A 17,046-nucleotide genomic window follows, 5' to 3' on the forward strand; every position below is an offset into this window, starting at 1 on the left:
CCACCCGCGCACCCCGCCCCGCTACCCAGCGCCACCCCGCGGCGCCAGGGCCGCGCGGAAAACACTCTTTCCGCCCTTCAAGAGCGGCCTGAAGGGCGGAAAGAGTTTTTTCCGCGCAGGGGTGGGTCAGGGGCGGGCGAAGGTGGCCGTCATGGCGGCGTAGCGCTCGCCGTCGGTGAGCGGGACGTTGTCCATCCGCAGCTCGAGCGTGTCGGGGGCCGTCGTGAGCACGACCTCCCAGCGCCACTCCCGCTCGGCGTACTCGTACCCGACGGTGACCTCGCGCCGCCCGGACCCGTCGTCCACGACGCGTCCGGTGAGGACGCGGGCCTCGGGTGCCTGGTGCCAGGAGTCGCCCCACAACGCGACGACGGGTGCGCCGGTCGCGGCCTCGTCGGCCGGCCCGGGGCCGAGCGTCAGCAGCCCGACCTGGGGTCCGTCGGCGGGGTGCTCCCAGGTGTAGCCGACGGTCGTCATCGTGCCGCTCACCTGGACCGCCGCGGTCGCGGAGGCCGCGTGCGGCGGGTCCTCGGGCAGCAGGCGGAACGCGTTCTCGCCGGTCCAGGCGCCGGTCGGCTCTGCGGAGGAGACCACGCTCCGTAGCGTAGCCACAACTCAGCGTCCGCGTCCCGCGCGGAAAACACTATTTCCGCCCTCAGAACGCCCTGCACAGGGCGGGAAGAGTGTTTTCCGCGCGAGGTCGGGGTGGGCGAGGGGGTGGGTGGGGGTGTGGTCAGGGGGTGCGGTGCAGCTTCACGGCGTGCCGGGCGGCGGCGCGACCGCGCCGGCGGTCGCCGGCCGCGTCGTAGGCGATCGCGAGGCGGTACCAGGCGCCCGCGTCCTGCGGGGAGACCTCGACCTCGGCCTTCGCCTGCTCCCACTCCCGGGCCCCGGCGGCCCGGTCGATGCGTCCGGCCGCGGTGCGTTCGAGGTCGTCGGTGGGCAGCTCACCGCGCTCGGCGAGCTCCCGGCCGAGCCGTTCGGTGGCCAGCCCGAACATCAGCTCGCGCACGACGGCCCACAACCCGACGACCGGCAGCAGGAAGAGGGCGACGCCCAGGGCGATCCCGGCCCACTCCCCGGTGCGGATCAGCTCGTAGCCGAGCCGGCCGAGGAAGACGAAGTAGAACAGCAGCGCCGCCACGCTGACCGCGATGACGACCTTGGTGCGCACGCCTGCCACTGCTCCGCCTCAGTCCAGGTCGAGGTAGTGCTCGAGGCCGACGGTGACACCGGGACGGGAGGCCACCTGACGCACGCCGACGAGCAGACCGGGCATGTACGCGGCCCGGTCGTAGGTGTCGTCGCGCAGGGTCAGGGTCTCCCCCGGACCGCCGAGGACGACCTCCTGGTGCGCGGTCATCCCCCGCATCCGGACGGCGTGCACGTGGATGCCGTCGACGACGGCCCCGCGCGCCCCGGGCAGCTCGCTCGTCGTGGCGTCGGGCACGTCGCCGAGTCCGGCGTCGGCGCGGGCGGCGGCGATGAGCCGGGCCGTGCGGATCGCCGACCCGCTCGGGGCGTCGACCTTGTCCGGGTGGTGCAGCTCGACGACCTCGACGGACTCGAAGAACCGGGCGGCCTTGGCCGCCAGCTGCATGACGAGGACGGCACCGATGCCGAAGTTCGTCGCCACCAGGACGTTGCGCTGCGCGGCGTCCGCCCAGGCGGTCACCTGCTCGACGCGTTCGGGGGTGAACCCCGTCGTGCCCGTGACGACGTGCATCCCCTGCCCGAGCGCCCACTCGACGTTGGCCATGACCTGGTCGGGCACGGTGAGGTCGACGAACACGTCGCTGCCGGCCGCGGCGGCGAGGTCGTCGCCCCGGCCGAGGGCGGCGACGAGCTCGAGGTCCGGCGCGGCCTCGACGGCGGCGGCGGCGAGCGAACCCATCCGCCCGCGCGCCCCCGCCACCGACACCTTCACCGGGACCGGCGCCGGGCTCGTCACTGGACGACCCCGGTGAAGCCCGTGTCGTCGCCGAACGGGCCGACGACGGTGACCGACCGCGGACGCGCCAGCAGGTCCGCGGCCATGGCCTGGACCTCCTCGGCGCTCACGGACCGGATGCGGGCCAGGACGGCGTCGACGTCGAGGAACTGCCCGTGGGTCAGCTCGGACTTGCCGAGGCGGTTCATGCGCGACCCGGAGTCCTCCAGGCCCAGCACGAGACCACCCGTGAGCTGACCGATGCCGCGGGCCAGCTCCTCGGCCTCCAGCGGCGCCTCGCCGAGCTTCACGAGCTCGGCGAGCATGAGGTCGCTGACCTGGGCCGCCTTCGCCGGGGAGCACCCGGCGTAGAGGCCGACGTAGCCGGAGTCGGCGTAGTTCGCGTTGAACGAGTACACCGAGTAGGCCAGGCCGCGCTTCTCGCGCACCTCCTGGAACAACCGGGAGCTCATCCCGCCCCCGAGCACGGCGTTGAGCACCGACAGCGTGAACCGGCGCGGGTCCGTGGCGGTGATGCCGGTCATCCCCAGCAGGACGTGCGCCTGCTCGGTCTGCCGGTCGACCACGAGGGCGCGCCCGCGGTCCAGACCGCCGGCCACCTCCCCCGAGACCCGGCGCGCACGCGGCGCGGCCTGCCCGAGGTCGCCGGCGGCCCGGTCCAGCTCGCGCTGCACCGTCGCGACGACCTCGTCGTGGTCGAGCCCACCGGCGGCGGTGAAGACGAGCGTCGAGGGCTGGTAGTGCTCGCGGTAGTGCGCCCACACGTCGTCGCGGCCCACGGCCCGGATGGTGTCGGGGGTGCCCCCGATGGGCCGGGCCAGCGGGTGCTCGCCGAGGACGAGCTCGGCGAAGCGCTCGTGCGCCACGTCACCCGGGTCGTCGTCGTTCATCGCCAGCTCCTCGAGGATGACCTCGCGTTCGCTGGTGAAGTCGTCGTCGTCCAGGACGGCGGAGGTGACCATGTCGGTCACGACGTCGATGGCCATCGGCAGGTCGGTGTCGAGCACGCGCGCGTAGTACGTCGTGTGCTCCTTGCCGGTGGCCGCGTTCGCCTCACCGCCGACGGCGTCGAAGGCGGAGGCGATGTCCATCGCGTCGCGCCGTTCGGTGCCCTTGAAGAGCAGGTGCTCGAGGAAGTGCGTCGAGCCGAAGTGGCCCTTCGTCTCGTCGCGCGAACCGACACCGACCCAGCAACCGATGCTCGCCGAGCGCTGGCCCGGCATCGCCTCGGTGAGCACGCGCGCCCCGCAGGGCAGCACGGTGCGCGTCACGAGGGCCCCGCCGGAGTCCGACAGGACGGTGGTAGCGGGAACCCCGCCGGCCGCCACGGTGGGCAGCTCGACGGGGTTCCCGGTCGGGTTCGACGTCACGTCAGGCGTCGGCCGTCTCGGCGGCGTCGGCGGAACCCTCGGCCGCGGCGTCCTCGGCGACGACCGGCACGAGCGACAGCTTGCCGCGCGGGTCGATCTCGGCGATCTCCACCTGGACCTTCTGGCCCACCGAGACGACGTCCTCGACGTTGTCCACGCGCTTGCCACCGGACAGCTTGCGCAGCTGCGAGATGTGCAGCAGGCCGTCCTTGCCGGGCATGAGCGAGACGAACGCGCCGAAGGTCGTCGTCTTGACGACGGTGCCGAGGTAGCGCTCGCCGACCTCGGGCATCGTCGGGTTGGCGATGGCGTTGACCGCTGCGCGGGCCGCCTCCGCCGAGGGACCGTCGACGGCCCCGATGAACACCGTGCCGTCGTCCTCGATGGAGATGTCGGCGCCGGTGTCCTCCTGGATCTGGTTGATCATCTTGCCCTTGGGCCCGATGACCTCGCCGATCTTGTCCACGGGGACCTTGACGGTGATGATCCGCGGCGCGGTCGGCGACATCTCGTCCGGGGTGTCGATGGCCTCGGCCATGACGTCCAGGATGTAGAGGCGCGCGTCGCGGGCCTGGGTCAGCGCCCCGGCCAGGACCGAGGCGGGAATCCCGTCGAGCTTGGTGTCGAGCTGGATCGCGGTGACGAACTCCTTCGTCCCGGCGACCTTGAAGTCCATGTCCCCGAACGCGTCCTCCGCACCGAGGATGTCGGTGAGCGCCGCGTAGCGGGTCTCACCGTCGACGGTGTCGGAGATGAGGCCCATGGCGATGCCGGCGACGGCCGCGCGCAGCGGGACACCCGCGTTGAGCAGGGACAGCGTCGAGGCGCAGACCGAGCCCATCGAGGTGGAGCCGTTGGAGCCCAGTGCCTCGGAGACCTGACGGATCGCGTAGGGGAACTCCTCGCGGGCCGGCAGGACGGGGACGAGGGCGCGCTCGGCGAGGGCGCCGTGCCCGATCTCGCGACGCTTGGGCGAGCCCACGCGACCGGTCTCACCGGTCGAGTACGGCGGGAAGTTGTAGTTGTGCATGTAGCGCTTGCGCGTCACGGGCGAGAGCGTGTCGAGCTGCTGCTCCATGCGGAGCATGTTCAGCGTCGTGACCCCGAGGATCTGGGTCTCGCCGCGCTCGAACAGCGCCGAACCGTGCACGCGGGGCAGGACCTCGACCTCGGCGGACAGCGTCCGGATGTCGGCCAGGCCGCGGCCGTCGATGCGCACGCCGTCCTTGAGGACGCGCTGGCGGATCAGCGACTTCTGCACCGAGCGGTACGCGGCGGAGATCTCCTTCTCGCGGCCCGCGTAGGCCTCGGCGAGCTCGCCCTTGACGCGGTCCTTGATCTCGTCGATCCGGGTCTCGCGCTCCTGCTTGCCGGCGATGGTCAGCGCGGCGGCCAGCTCGGTCGCGGACGCGTCGAAGACGGCCTGGTAGGTGTCGTCGGCGTAGTCCGGGAACGTCGGGAAGGCCGCGGTCGGCTTGGCGGCCGTGGCGGCCACCTCGGCCTGCGCGCGGACCAGCTCGGCGATGAACGGCTTGGCCGCCTCGAGACCGGAGGCCACGACCTCCTCGGTCGGGGCGGTGGCGCCCTGGTCCTTGATGAGGTTCCAGGAACCCTCGGTCGCCTCGGCCTCGACCATCATGATCGCGACGTCCTGCGACCCGTCCGCGGCGGTCACGACGCGGCCGGCGACGACCATGTCGAAGACGGCGCGCTCGAGCTCGGAGTGGCGCGGGAACGCGACCCACTGGCCATCGATGAGCGCGACGCGCACGCCACCGACCGGGCCGGAGAACGGCAGGCCCGAGAGCTGGGTGGACAGCGACGCGGCGTTGATGGCCACGACGTCGTAGGCGTCGTCGGGGTGGATCGCCATGACGGACACCACGACCTGGACCTCGTTGCGCAGGCCCTTGACGAAGCTCGGACGCAGCGGGCGGTCGATGAGGCGGCAGGCCAGGATCGCCTCGGTCGAGGGGCGACCCTCGCGGCGGAAGAACGAGCCGGGGATCTTCCCGGCGGCGTAGCTGCGCTCCTCGACGTCGATCGTCAAGGGGAAGAAGTCGAACTGCTCCTTCGGCGACTTGCCGGCGGTCGTGGCGCTCAGCAGGAACGTCTCGCCGTCGAGGTAGACGCTCGCGGAGCCGGCGGCCTGCTTGGCGAGGCGGCCGGTCTCGAAGCGGACGGTGCGGGTGCCGAACGAGCCGTTGTCGATGACGGCTTCGGCGGCGGTGATCTCAGGACCCTCCAAGGGGTTCCTCCTCCGGGTTCTCGCGGTACCCGCGCGCCCCGGCCTTCGATCGAGACCCACGGAGGGCCCAGGAGTTCCTGGGACGTCCGGAGGCCACTACCGAGGACCGGTGCGACGCTGCGCGGTACCGCTGGGTGTGCTGCTCGCAGGTGGTGCACCAGCGAGTCTGCCGCGCGTGCGGCACGGACGCGCAACAGGGGTGGTCCGCAGTAGCGGGACCACCCCTGTCGCGTCAGGTCCCTGACCGGTGGGTCAGCGACGGATGCCCAGTCGCTCGATGATCGAGCGGTAGCGGTTGATGTCCTTCTTGGCCATGTACTTCAGGAGGTTGCGACGCTGGCCGACCAGCAGCAGCAGCCCACGGCGGCTGTGGTGGTCGTGCTGGTGCATCTTCAAGTGCTCCGTCAGGTCGCGGATGCGCTGGGTCAGCATCGCGACCTGGACCTCGGGCGAGCCGGTGTCGCCCTCGCTGGTGGCGTACTCGGCCATGATCTTCTGCTTCGTGGCGGCGTCGAGGGGCACTCGTCTCTCCTTGCACTCGTTGCGCGGTGCCTCGGGGCTGATCCACCCGGGCGCTCTGGGTCCGCGGCCGATCGAACGGCAGTGCCCAGGCTACCAGCGGCCCGTCGAGGCCCCGACCAGGCCCCTCAGCCCGCCAGCCCCTCAGCCGAGGAGCAGGGCCCGGCACCGCGCGACGTCGCGCTCCATCTGCTCCACGAGCGGGCCGACGCCCTCGAAGCGCAGCGTCTGGCGCAGGTGGGCGACGAAGTCGAGGTCGACGAGCTCGCCGTACAGGTCCAGGGCGTCGTCGGGCCCGGCGCCGGGCTGGCCGGGCAGGCAGAACGCCTCGACCTGGCGGCGGACGCCGTCGAACGTCGGGTTGGTCCCGATGGAGATGGCCGCGGCCAGCCGCACCCCCGAGGGCCGCGTCAGCCAGCCCGCGTAGACGCCGTCGGCCGGCACGAGCCCGAGCGACGCGTCGGTGTCGAGGTTCGCGGTGGGGTAGCCGAGCTCCCGGCCGCGGTGGTCGCCGTGCACGATCGTGGAGCTGATGCGGTGCGGGTGGCCCAGCATCTGCGCGGCGCGCTCGACCTCCCCGGCGGCCAGGGCCTCGCGGACGGCCGTCGAGCTGACGCGGTGCTCGCCCGTGCCCGGGTCGCCCAGGTCGTCGAGGACGACGACCTCGAAGCCGTGGCGGCGCCCCAGCTCCTGCATGGTCGCCAGGTCGCCCGTGTTGGCCTTGCCGAAGCGCACGTCGTGACCCACGACGACCACCTGGGCGCGCAGGGCCCCGACGAACACGTCCTCGACGAAGCGTTCGGGGCTCCAGCCGGCGAGCTCGCGCGTGAAGCGCATGACGAGGACGGCGTCCAGCCCCGTGCTCTCCAGCAGGTCGAGGCGGTGGTCCAGGCCGGTGAGGAGCCCGGGGGCGCGGTCGGGGTCGAGGACCTGCAGCGGGTGGGGGTCGAACGTCACGGCGACCGATCCGAGCCCCCGGCCGCGGGCCAGGTCCACGACCCGGCGCAGGACGGCGGCGTGACCCCGGTGGACCCCGTCGAAGTTGCCGATGGTGACGACCGACCGGCCGAACCCCGGCTCGACGTCTGACAGGTCTTCCCACCGCTGCACGCAGACACTGTGCCAGCAGCCGGTCGCGCACCCCGAACGCGGGCTGGCTAGCGTCGGGGTCGGGACCCACCGCCGCGGACCGACGCAACGCAACTCGCACGACCGACCGACCGATGACCGATCCACACGAGCGGCCCACGGGCCGCAGCCCAGGAGGACGCAGATGAGCACCGGACCCGTCGACCCGACCACCACGGCGGCCTGGTCCGCGCTGAGCGCCCACCGGGAGGCCACGACGCCGGACCTCGCCGGTTGGTTCGCGGCCGACCCCGAGCGGGCGCAGCGGCTGAGCCTGGAGGTCGCCGACCTCTTCGTCGACCTCTCGAAGAACCTCGTGACGAGCGAGACCGTCGAGACGCTCCTGCAGCTCGCCGAGCAGACGGGGGTGCTGGCCCGGCGCGACGCGATGTTCGCCGGTGAGCACATCAACGTCACCGAGGACCGCGCCGTCCTGCACACCGCGCTGCGCCGGCCCGCGGGCGCCTCCCCCGCCCTCGTCGTGGACGGGCAGGACGTCGACACCGACGTCCAGGCCGAGCTGACCAAGGTGTTCGCCTTCGCCGACGCCGTCCGCGGCGGGCAGTGGAAGGGCGTGACCGGCAAGACCATCACGCACGTCGTCAACATCGGCATCGGCGGGTCCGACCTCGGCCCGGTCATGGCCTACGAGGCCCTCAAGCCCTACGCGCAGGCGGGGCTGGAGTGCCGGTTCGTCTCGAACATCGACCCGACCGACGTCGCCGAGACGACGAAGGACCTCGACCCCGAGACGACGCTGTTCATCGTCGCGTCCAAGACGTTCGGGACCCTGGAGACGCTCACCAACGCGCGGCTGGCCCGGGCCTGGCTGTGGCGCGGGCTGTCGGGTGCGGGTGTCCTGGCCGACTCCGACGAGGCCCGCAAGGACGCCGTGGCCAAGCACTTCGTCGCGGTCTCCACCGCGCTGGACAAGGTCGCGGCGTTCGGGATCGACCCGGCCAACGCGTTCGGGTTCTGGGACTGGGTCGGGGGCCGGTACTCCGTCGACTCCGCGATCGGCACCTCCCTCGCCGTGGCGGTCGGCCCGGAGAACTTCCGCGAGTTCCTCGCCGGGTTCCACGCCGTCGACGAGCACTTCCGCACGGCCGAACCGGCCCGGAACGTCCCGCTGCTCATGGGTCTGCTGAACGTCTGGTACGTGAACTTCCTCGGCGCGCACACGCACGCCGTGCTGCCGTACTCGCAGTACCTGCACCGGTTCGCGGCCTACCTGCAGCAGCTGACGATGGAGTCGAACGGGAAGTCCGTCCGCTACGACGGCGAACCCGTCACGACCGACACCGGCGAGGTGTTCTGGGGCGAACCCGGCACCAACGGCCAGCACGCGTTCTACCAGCTCATCCACCAGGGCACCCGGGTCATTCCGGCCGACTTCATCGCGTTCGCCACCCCGGCGCACCCGTTGGTCGACCACGACGCCGGCGACGCCGACGTGCACGCCCTGTTCATGGCGAACTTCTTCGCCCAGACCAAGGCCCTGGCGTTCGGCAAGTCCGCCGAGGAGGTCCGCGCGGAGGGGACGGCCGAGGACGTCGTCGCGGCCCGGGTGTTCTCCGGGAACCGGCCGACGACGTCGATCATGGCGCCGTCCCTCACGCCGTCGGTGCTCGGCCAGCTCATCGCGCTGTACGAGCACATCACGTTCGTCGAAGGTGCCGTGTGGGGCATCGACAGCTTCGACCAGTGGGGGGTGGAACTCGGCAAGAAGCTCGCGATGGAGATCGCCCCCGCGCTCACCGGGGACACCGCTGCCCTCGACGCGCAGGACCCCTCGACGGGGTCGCTCATCCGCTACTACCTGGAGCACCGCAGCAACTGACGGGCGGGTGACGTCGCCGCTGCGGGGTCCCACCGGGACCCCGCAGCGGCGGTGCACCTCAGGCGGGCGGCTGCCCGTCGCCCGGACCGTAGGAGAACTCCGGCCACCCGTCGGCCCACTCGACCTCGCGCACCTGCATGCGGATCGTCCCGCCCGTGCGCGCGTCGTAGTAGTGGTGGACGGCGTAGGTCCGGCCGCGGTCCTCGAGCACGTCGAGGGCGCCGGGTCCGACCTCGTTCCCGCGGGTGCGCAGCAGCGACGTCCCGCCGCCGTCGGCCAGGGGGCGTCCGGTGCGGTCGACGAAGGGGCCGGTCGGGTTCGCGGACCGGCCCACGACGGTCTCGTACGTGCTGTCGACCCCGCGGCAGCAGAAGCCCCAACTGGCGGTGAGGTACCAGTACCCGCCGTGCCGGAACACCTGCGGGTTCTCGATGGCGTTCGGCGGGACCTGCGGGTTGCTCGCCAGGTGCCGGACCGGGCCGACGGGGGTGTCCATGTGCCGCAGTTCCTGCACCTGGATCCCGCTCCAGAACGAACCGAAGGCGATCCACCACCTCCCGCCGGCCTGGTACACGTCGGGGTCGATCGCGTTCCAGTCGTCGCCGGCGTCCGAGGTCAGCACGGGACCGTGGTCGACCCAGCTGCGCAGGTCGCCGGGCGTGCGCGTCGTGGCGAGCCCGATGGCGGACCGGTTCGTGCCGAAGCTGCTGGCGGCGTAGTAGAGGTGGAACGTCCCGCCGCGTTCGACGACGTGCGGGGCCCACAGGTGGGCGACGCCGTAGTCGCGCGTCCACGCCGGCAGGGCGATCGCGCCGAGCGAGACCCACGGGCCGCCGAGCGAACGGTCGGACCGGCGCAGGAAGATCCCGCCGGGGTCGTCGGGGTTCGCGATCCCCGTGGAGGCCACGTAGTACGTGCCGCGGTCGGAGAACAACGTCGGGTCGTGCACGGGGTCGTCGACGACACCGGGCACGTAGTCGCCGACGGCGCCGGTCATGACGAGCTTGCCGGTGGGCGGTGGGCCCTGGTGCGGCGCCGCCGTGGCCGTCGCGGCCGGGACGGACAGCGCCAGCACCGCGAGGGCCGCGGCGCTCGTGCGGCGGCGCCTCACAGGGCGACGGGGTCGGGCGGTGCGGGGGGTGGAGGCGTCCACGGCGTCGTCTCGCTCTCGTCGTCGAGGTCGGGTCGGCCCTCACCCTGCCTCGTCCGTCCAACGATGTGAAGGGGTGCCTCCCGTGGCCGGGAGGTCGAGCGAGAGGCGGTCGCCACCGCCCGGGACGACCCGCACGGGCACGTCCCACGCCGCGCGGTGCAGCCGGCACACCGCCCCCGGATCCCCGACCGCGTCGCACGTGGCCGCCCGGGCGACCACGTGCAGCACTCCCCCGGCCGCGCCGTCCCCCAGGACGACCCGGCGGGAGAGCCCGTGTCCCGCAAGCGGTCCCTCCACCAGGAGGGCGCTCGGCGTCGCGGTGACCTCGACGTGGGTCCCGCCGTCCCCGCGGTCGTCCAGCCGGGCCCCGGGGGGCGAGGTGAACGTCACGTCCACCCGGAGCTCCCCCGCCCGCAGGTCGTGCGGCGGCACCGCGGTCCGCACGTCGCGGGCGGGGGCGACGTCCCGGACCAGCCGGTGGGCGGCGCTCTCGACGGTCGTCAGCACCCCCGCGCCGGGCAGCACGTCGACGGGTTCGGCCAGACCGGCGAGGACGGTGCTCACCTCGTCCGCGACCGGGTCGTAGCGGCGGACGGCGCCGTTGAACGTGTCGGCCACGAGCACCGTCCCGTCGGCGTCCACGGCGACGCCGAGCGGGTGCTGGAACAGGGCCCGACCGGCCGGTCCGTCGCGGAACCCGAAGTCGAACAACCCCGTCCCCACGTGGGTCCGGACCGTGTGGCCGGGGCGGGCGACGGGGTCGACGTTCGCGAACCGGTGGTCGGTGACCACCGGCACGGACCGGTCCGGTTCCCCACCGGACCCGGTGCGGCGCAGGCTGCGCAGCGAGGAGGTCTCGGCGTCGACGAACCACAGGACGTCCCCGTCGGGGCCGACCGCGAGCGCCGAGGGTTGTGCGCACCAGGCGCTCTCGGCGGGGCCGTCGCGCAGCCCCTCGGCGGTGGTGCCGGCCAGGACGCGCACCACACCGGGCACGGGGTCGAACGCCCACAACTGGTGGACCCCGGCCATGGCGACGACGACCTGACCGTCGAACCACGTCACGTCCCACGGGCTGGAGAGGTCCTGCGCGAGCGCGGGTCCGCCCCCTTCGCGACGTCGCAGGGGCCGGCCGGTCCCAGCCACCGTGCGGACGGCTCCGTCGGCGAGCCGCACGCCGCGCAGCGCGTGGTTCCCGGTGTCGGCGACGACGACGTCGTAGCCCACGCGGGCCGCGACGGGACCGGGCAGCAGCGCCAGCCCCTGCGGCGTCGTGAACCGCGCACCGGTCCCGTCGACGAGGCCGGGTTCCCCCGTGCCCATGTGCCGGAGTCCGGCGCCCAGGTCCCCGTCGAGCTCGACGAGCCGGTGGTGCCCGGTGTCGGCGACGAGGACGGTCCCGCCCGGCAGCGCCAGGGCGCGGGCGGGGAACCGCAGGGCCGACGCCGCCGGGGCCGGCCGGGGGGTCGGAGACCCGTTGCGGCGCAGGGTTCCCCGTCGCCCGTGCTCGGCGACGAGGTCGGCCACGAGCACCCGCAGTTCCGCGGCGTACCCCTCCCCCGACAGCGTGGCCACGACGTACCCCTCGGGGTCGACGAGCACGAGGGTGGGCCAGGCGCGGGCGGCGAAGGCCCGCCACGTGTGCAGGTCCGCGTCGTCGAGGACGGGGTGGTCCACCCCCAGCCGGGCCACGGCCGCGTCCAGCGCGGCCGGCTCCGCCTCGTGCGGGAACTTCGGGGAGTGCACGCCGACGGTCACGAGCACGTCCGCGAACTCCTCCTGCAGGGGCCGCAGTTCGTCGAGCACGTGCACGCAGTTCACGCAGGAACTCGTCCAGAAGTCCAGCAGCACCACGTGCCCCCGCAGGTCCTCCGCCGCGAGCGGCGCGGAGCCGAGCCAGCGGCGGCCGACGAGCCGGGGCGACCGGACGCGCGGGCCCCGGGTCGGCCGCACCGGGTCAGACGCCGGGGAACGGGAAGCGCAGCACCGCGGCCCGGTTCGGGTCCTCCGTGGGCCCGAGCTCGGGGACGGGGCCGACGTCGAGCTCGGCGACGGTGTCCTCCAGCCGGGTGCGCGGCGGCAGCGTGCGCCACCGGGCCCGCGGGTCGAGGGCCCCGGTCGTCCGGTCCACCTGCGCCTGGTCCACCTGCACCTGGTCCACCTGCTCCTCCTCCACCCGGGCCTCCGGTCCGCTGATCCCACTGTGGCACCCCTCGTACAGCCCGGCCACCCCTCCGCGTGACGGGCATCACGTCAGGAAACCTGAACGTCACGGGGCCGGTCGCCGTGTCCGGGACGTGAGAACCCGACTCCTCGCCCTCGCCGCCACCGGGCTCGCGACCGCGCTCCTCGCCGGGTGCAGCGGTTCGTCCGTGGCGGGCCCGGCCCCCGCGTCCTCGTCCGCCGCCGTCTCGGCCTCCCCGTCCGCCTCCGGCCGGGACCGCCTCGACCGCGCGGCCGAGCAGGCGAACCTCGCCGTCGTCGACCGGCTCTTCGCGACCACCCCGCCCGGGCTGACGCCGGGGAACCGCGCCGTCGTGGCCCGGACCGCCGCCGACGGCCCCTACGTCGCCGTGCACTGGCACGACACGCCGGACCCCGCTCACCCCTGGAACGGGACGGCGCGCGTGGACCTCTTCCGCCTGCAGGCCGGTGCCGTCGTGCAGCACTGGGCGCTGGCGCAGGCCGTCCCGGCCGCCGGCGCGAGCGGCCACACGATGTTCGACGACGCCTGGACCGGGGCCCCCGTGGCCCTCACCGAGGCGCAGGAGGAGCAGCAGCGGCAGTTCGCGGTCGGCGCGTACGACACGCTGTTCCGCGACCGGGACGCCACCGTCCTCGACCGGTCCTTCGACCCCGCCTACCGCCAGCACAACCCCCTGGTCCCGGACGGGACCGCGCCGCTGAAGCAGTTCTTCGCCGGTTCGTCGTTCCCACCCCAGGAGTCCGCGCTGTCGTTGGCCGACGGGGACGTCGTGTGGACGTTCTCCCGTCCCGTCGGCGGCCCGGCGGAGCAGTTCACGGCCGCCGACCTGTTCCGCGTGGTGGACGGAAAGGTCGTCGAGCACTGGGACGTCGTCCCGGGCGCCGCGGTGGGGCCGACCGGCAGCTGACCCGGAGCGGCCCGGATCACCAGGGCCGCAACGCCTCCCGCACGAGCAGCGCGCGGTGGCGCAGGATCCACCGCGCGCTGTCGGTGCGCCAGGCCATCGCCCACAACGGTTCGGGGTCGGTGCTCCCGGGCCGGACGTGGGCCTCGTCGGCCTGCGCGGCCGCGTCGGCCACGGCCACCTCGACGAGCAGGTCGACGAGCTCCTCGCGGCGGGCCAGGGGCAGCGCGTACCCGTCGAGCAGCAGCCGCAGCTGCCGGGCCCGCTCCCGCGGGGTCCCGAGGCCCTGCCGCTGGGCGACGACGTCGCCGACCAGCTGGGCGTTGAGCCAGCCCGCCTGCGCGAGCTCGACGAGCGGGTCCACCGGACCGGCCGCCTCCCAGTCCACGAGGGCGACGGGACGGCCGCCGCGGGAGACCCAGTTCCACGGGCCGGTGTCGCCGTGCCCGACGATCCGCGGGCCGCGGCCGAGCCCGCGGACGAACCACGGCTGCCACCGCGCCCCGGCCGGCGGGACGAAGCCGGCGACGGCCTCGTGCAGGTCGCGCAGAACGACGCCCACACCGCCGACGGCCTCCTCGCTCCACGGGGCCGGGGCCAGCACCTCACCGGCCACGAACTCCAGGGCCTCCCGGCCGTCGGCCGCGAACCCCGTCCCGACGGGCCGTGGCGCCCCGGCGACCCCGCGGTCGGCGAGGTGCCGCAGCAGCGCGAGCACGGCCGCCGACCACGGCGTGGCGGGTCGCAGGACGACGTCACCCCGCCGGGAGACCACCGTCCGTCCGCCACCGGTCAAGGGCACCTCGTCGTCGTCGGGGTGCGGGTCGGGGTGCGGGTCGGGGTCCACGGTTCAGTCCTCCCGGCGCAGCAGCCGGCGGGCGAGGTGCACGTCGGTGACGAGGGAGGTGAGCAGCCCCGAGCGCAGCAGCGCGTGGACGGCGTCGGTCTTCCCGCGCCCGCCGCCGACCCCGATGACGTCCGGCACGGCGCGCAGGTCCCGCTCGGAGATCCCCAGGCGCCGGTCGTCCAGCCCCGGCACCCGCCGCCCCTCGGCGTCCAGCAGGAGCGCACAGGTCTCGGCGACCACCCCCGCGGCCGCGAACCGGGCCACCTCGTCCTCCCCGAGCAGTGCCGGGACCTGGGAGTGCTCACCCGACCAGGCCCCGAGCGCCACCACGGCCCGGGTCACCCGGGCGTGCGCGGCCAGGGTCGGTCGCAGGGCGCGGTGGGCGCGCAGCGTCGCTGCGGTGCGCTCGTCACCGACGACGAGCGGGGCGAAGAGGGAGAAGACGCGGCCGCCGGAGGCCTCGCTGACGACGCGCGTGATGTCGGTGGCCGTGTCGCCGAGCTGCCCGACGATCCCGGCGACCTGCACCACGTCGCAGCTCGCGATGCCGTCGAGGTGGCCCGTCATGGCGCGCAGCGTCCGGCCGCAGTCGATGCCCAGGACGTCGTCGGCCGTGACGACCTCGCGCAGGAGGTCGGCGGCGACCTGCCCCAGCGGTTCGCGGACGCGGTCCTCGTCGGGGGTCTGGACCGCGAGCGCCCGCCGCAGGCCGTAGCGGGCGCGCAACTCGTCGGAGACCGCGTAGTCGATGCCCGCGGGGGCCCGGACCTCGATGCGGACGATGCCCGCGGCCCGCGCGGCCTGCAGGACGCGCCCGACCTTGAAGCGGGACAGCCCGCGTTCGGCGGCGATGTCGACGCGGGAGACGCCGTCGACGTAGTGCCGGCGCGCGATGGCCACCACCTCGGTCAGCTCCTCCGGACCCACGCGCCCATCGTCGCCGACGACGGCTCGGACGCGCAGGCCTCTGCTCACGTGAGCAGAGCGGTTGACCCACCGTTCGCCCGTGCCCAGCATTCGGTCCTGTGAGCCCGAAGGACTCCCGCGCCGCCGCGGGACCGCGCGTCGCCCTCGTCACCGGGGGTGCCGGCGGCATCGGCGCGGCCGTCGTCGCGGCCTACGCGGCGCAGGGCACCCGCGTCGCCGTCCTCGACCGCGACGAGCGCGCGCTCGCCGGGGCCGACGGTGACCTCCACGTCAGCGCGGACGTCACCGATCCCGCGGCCGTCGAGGAGGCCGTCGCCACCGTCGTGCGGCAGGCCGGCCGGCTCGACGTCCTCGTCGGCTGCGCGGGGACCGCGACGATCGCGCCCGCGCTCGACATCGACCTCGCCGGGTGGGCCCGCACGGTCGAGGTGAACCTCACCGAGACGTTCGTCGTGGCCCGCGCCGTGGCCCGGCACCTCGTCGCCCACGGCGGCGGCCGGATCGTGACGATCGCCTCCCAGGCCGCGACCGTCGGGCTCGAGGGGCACGTCGCCTACGCGGCGTCGAAGGCCGGCCTGCTCGGGATGACCCGCACCCTCGCCCTGGAGTGGGGGCCGCTGGGCGTCACCGTGAACACCGTCTCCCCCACCGTCGTCCTCACCGCCCTGGCCCGGCCGAACTGGGAGAACGCGGCGGGCGACGCACTGCGCGCGCAGATCCCCGTGGGCCGGTTCGCCGAACCCGACGAGGTCGCGGCCGCCGTGCTCTACCTGACCGGACCGGGCGCGGCGATGGTGAACGGCCACGACCTCGTCGTCGACGGCGGGTACACCGTCCGCTGACCCGCACGACCGGAAACCCTCCCCCGGCCCACCACCAGCCCGAACCTCGACGAGGAGAAGAACCATGACCAGCCTCCCCACCACGATGAGGGCGAGCGTCCTGCTGGAGCAGGGCGTCATCGAGATGCAGGAACGGCCCGTGCCGACCCCCGGGGACGGCGAGGTCCTCGTCCGCGTCGGGTCCGTCGGCGTCTGCGGTTCCGACGTCCACTACTACAAGCACGGCCGCATCGGCGACATGGTCGTCACCGCGCCGCTCGTGCTGGGGCACGAGGTGTCCGGCACCGTCGTGTCCGTCGGCCGCGGAGTTCCGGAGTCCCGCGTCGGCGACCGGGTGGCCATCGACCCGCAGGTCCCGTGCCGGCAGTGCCGGCAGTGCAAGACGGGCCGCTCGAACCTCTGCCCGTTCATGGAGTTCTACGCCACGCCGCCGTTCGACGGGACGTTCTGCGACTACGTCACCGCACCCGCCGACCAGGCGTACACCGTGCCGGACAGCCTGTCCGACGAGTCCGCCGCGCTGCTCGAACCCCTCAGCGTCGGGTTGTGGGCCGCCCACAAGGCCGCCGTCGGCCCGGGCGACCAGGTGCTCATCGCCGGCGCCGGGCCCATCGGGGCGATGTGCGCGCAGGCCGTCCGCGCCCGGGGCGCGACCGACGTCGTCGTCACCGACTTCGTCGAGTCCCGCCGCGAGCGGATCACGTCGTTCGGGGGATCCCGTGCGCTGCACCCGGTCGCCGACGCCGAGGAGATCGCCGCGCTGCGCGCCGACGCGTTCATCGACTGCTCGGGCGCGACGCCGGCCGTGCTGTCGGGGATCGCCTCGACCCGCGGCGGCGGGACCGTCGTCCTCGTCGGCCTCGGGGCGGAGGAGATGCCGCTGCCCGTGCAGCTCATCGCGACCCGCGAGATCACCGTCACCGGGGTGTTCCGGTACGTCGACACCTGGCCGCGCGGCATCGAACTCACCACGTCCGGCGCCGTGCACCTCGACGACATGGTCACCGCGCGGTACCCGCTGGAGCAGGTGGAGGACGCGCTCAACGCCGACTCCGACCCGCTGAGCATGAAGGCCGTCGTCGTCGTCAACGCACCCGAGGGGAACTGAGAG

Annotated in this window: 16 protein-coding genes; 4 read left to right on the forward strand and 12 right to left on the reverse strand. The window is 74.0% G+C overall.

Features of this window, described 5'->3' with window-relative positions:
* Nucleotides 1-126 precede the first annotated feature (126 nt).
* From AB0637_RS00230 to AB0637_RS00260, 7 genes are all read right to left on the reverse strand, one after another.
* Nucleotides 127-594 carry a hypothetical protein gene (locus AB0637_RS00230; RefSeq protein WP_366169122.1) on the reverse strand — a complete coding sequence of 156 codons (468 nt, stop codon included), beginning with the start codon at nt 592-594 and terminating at the stop codon, nt 127-129.
* A 139-nt stretch (nt 595-733) separates the two neighbouring features.
* Nucleotides 734-1,174: a hypothetical protein gene (locus AB0637_RS00235; protein WP_366169123.1), complete on the reverse strand. Its 441-nt coding sequence runs from the start codon at nt 1,172-1,174 to the stop codon at nt 734-736.
* A gap of 18 nt (nt 1,175-1,192) precedes the next feature.
* A complete protein-coding gene (gene dapB / locus AB0637_RS00240) occupies nt 1,193-1,951 on the reverse strand; it encodes a 4-hydroxy-tetrahydrodipicolinate reductase (RefSeq protein WP_366169124.1) in 759 nt (252 codons plus the stop codon).
* Complete coding sequence (locus AB0637_RS00245) at nt 1,948-3,288, reverse strand: pitrilysin family protein (protein ID WP_366169467.1); 1,341 nt, start codon at nt 3,286-3,288, stop codon at nt 1,948-1,950. Before AB0637_RS00245 ends, dapB begins: the two co-directional genes overlap by 4 nt.
* Nucleotides 3,289-3,322: 34 nt before the next feature.
* Nucleotides 3,323-5,569: a polyribonucleotide nucleotidyltransferase gene (locus AB0637_RS00250; RefSeq protein WP_366169125.1), complete on the reverse strand. Its 2,247-nt coding sequence runs from the start codon at nt 5,567-5,569 to the stop codon at nt 3,323-3,325.
* Nucleotides 5,570-5,821: 252 nt separating this feature from the next.
* Entirely contained in the window at nt 5,822-6,091 is a 270-nt protein-coding gene (gene rpsO, locus AB0637_RS00255; protein WP_366169126.1) for a 30S ribosomal protein S15, read from the reverse strand.
* Nucleotides 6,092-6,232: 141 nt separating this feature from the next.
* Complete coding sequence (locus AB0637_RS00260) at nt 6,233-7,198, reverse strand: bifunctional riboflavin kinase/FAD synthetase (RefSeq protein ID WP_366169127.1); 966 nt, start codon at nt 7,196-7,198, stop codon at nt 6,233-6,235.
* A 163-nt stretch (nt 7,199-7,361) separates the two neighbouring features.
* Here AB0637_RS00260 and pgi point away from each other — a divergent pair, with 163 nt between their 5' ends.
* Complete coding sequence (gene pgi / locus AB0637_RS00265; protein WP_366169128.1) at nt 7,362-9,056, forward strand: glucose-6-phosphate isomerase; 1,695 nt, start codon at nt 7,362-7,364, stop codon at nt 9,054-9,056.
* A 58-nt stretch (nt 9,057-9,114) separates the two neighbouring features.
* Here the strand turns inward: pgi and AB0637_RS00270 are convergent, their stop codons facing one another.
* The 3 genes from AB0637_RS00270 to AB0637_RS00280 all read right to left on the reverse strand — a co-directional run bounded on the left by AB0637_RS00270 (nt 9,115) and on the right by AB0637_RS00280 (nt 12,370).
* Nucleotides 9,115-10,167, reverse strand: a complete 1,053-nt coding sequence (locus AB0637_RS00270) for an arabinan endo-1,5-alpha-L-arabinosidase (RefSeq protein ID WP_366169129.1) — start codon at nt 10,165-10,167, stop codon at nt 9,115-9,117.
* 81 nt (nt 10,168-10,248) lie between these two features.
* Complete coding sequence (locus AB0637_RS00275; protein WP_366169130.1) at nt 10,249-12,162, reverse strand: thioredoxin-like domain-containing protein; 1,914 nt, start codon at nt 12,160-12,162, stop codon at nt 10,249-10,251.
* Nucleotides 12,163-12,166: 4 nt separating this feature from the next.
* A complete protein-coding gene (locus tag AB0637_RS00280; RefSeq protein ID WP_366169131.1) occupies nt 12,167-12,370 on the reverse strand; it encodes a hypothetical protein in 204 nt (67 codons plus the stop codon).
* A 136-nt stretch (nt 12,371-12,506) separates the two neighbouring features.
* Here AB0637_RS00280 and AB0637_RS00285 point away from each other — a divergent pair, with 136 nt between their 5' ends.
* Entirely contained in the window at nt 12,507-13,322 is an 816-nt protein-coding gene (locus tag AB0637_RS00285) for a nuclear transport factor 2 family protein (RefSeq protein WP_366169132.1), read from the forward strand.
* Between the two features lie 16 nt (nt 13,323-13,338).
* Here the strand turns inward: AB0637_RS00285 and AB0637_RS00290 are convergent, their stop codons facing one another.
* Both AB0637_RS00290 and AB0637_RS00295 read right to left on the reverse strand, forming a co-directional pair.
* The gene (locus tag AB0637_RS00290; RefSeq protein ID WP_366169133.1) at nt 13,339-14,166 is read right to left on the reverse strand and encodes a phosphotransferase; all 828 of its coding nucleotides are present in this window, start codon (nt 14,164-14,166) and stop codon (nt 13,339-13,341) included.
* Between the two features lie 3 nt (nt 14,167-14,169).
* On the reverse strand, nt 14,170-15,093 hold the full coding sequence (locus AB0637_RS00295) for a sugar-binding domain-containing protein (protein WP_366169134.1): 924 nt from the start codon (nt 15,091-15,093) through the stop codon (nt 14,170-14,172).
* 98 nt (nt 15,094-15,191) lie between these two features.
* Here AB0637_RS00295 and AB0637_RS00300 point away from each other — a divergent pair, with 98 nt between their 5' ends.
* Entirely contained in the window at nt 15,192-15,935 is a 744-nt protein-coding gene (locus AB0637_RS00300) for a GolD/DthD family dehydrogenase (RefSeq protein ID WP_366169135.1), read from the forward strand.
* 64 nt (nt 15,936-15,999) lie between these two features.
* Nucleotides 16,000-17,043: an NAD(P)-dependent alcohol dehydrogenase gene (locus AB0637_RS00305; RefSeq protein ID WP_366169136.1), complete on the forward strand. Its 1,044-nt coding sequence runs from the start codon at nt 16,000-16,002 to the stop codon at nt 17,041-17,043.
* Nucleotides 17,044-17,046: the final 3 nt, after the last annotated feature.

The organism is Kineococcus sp. NPDC059986, assembly GCF_040702905.1.
In the GTDB taxonomy this organism is placed as follows: domain Bacteria; phylum Actinomycetota; class Actinomycetes; order Actinomycetales; family Kineococcaceae; genus Kineococcus.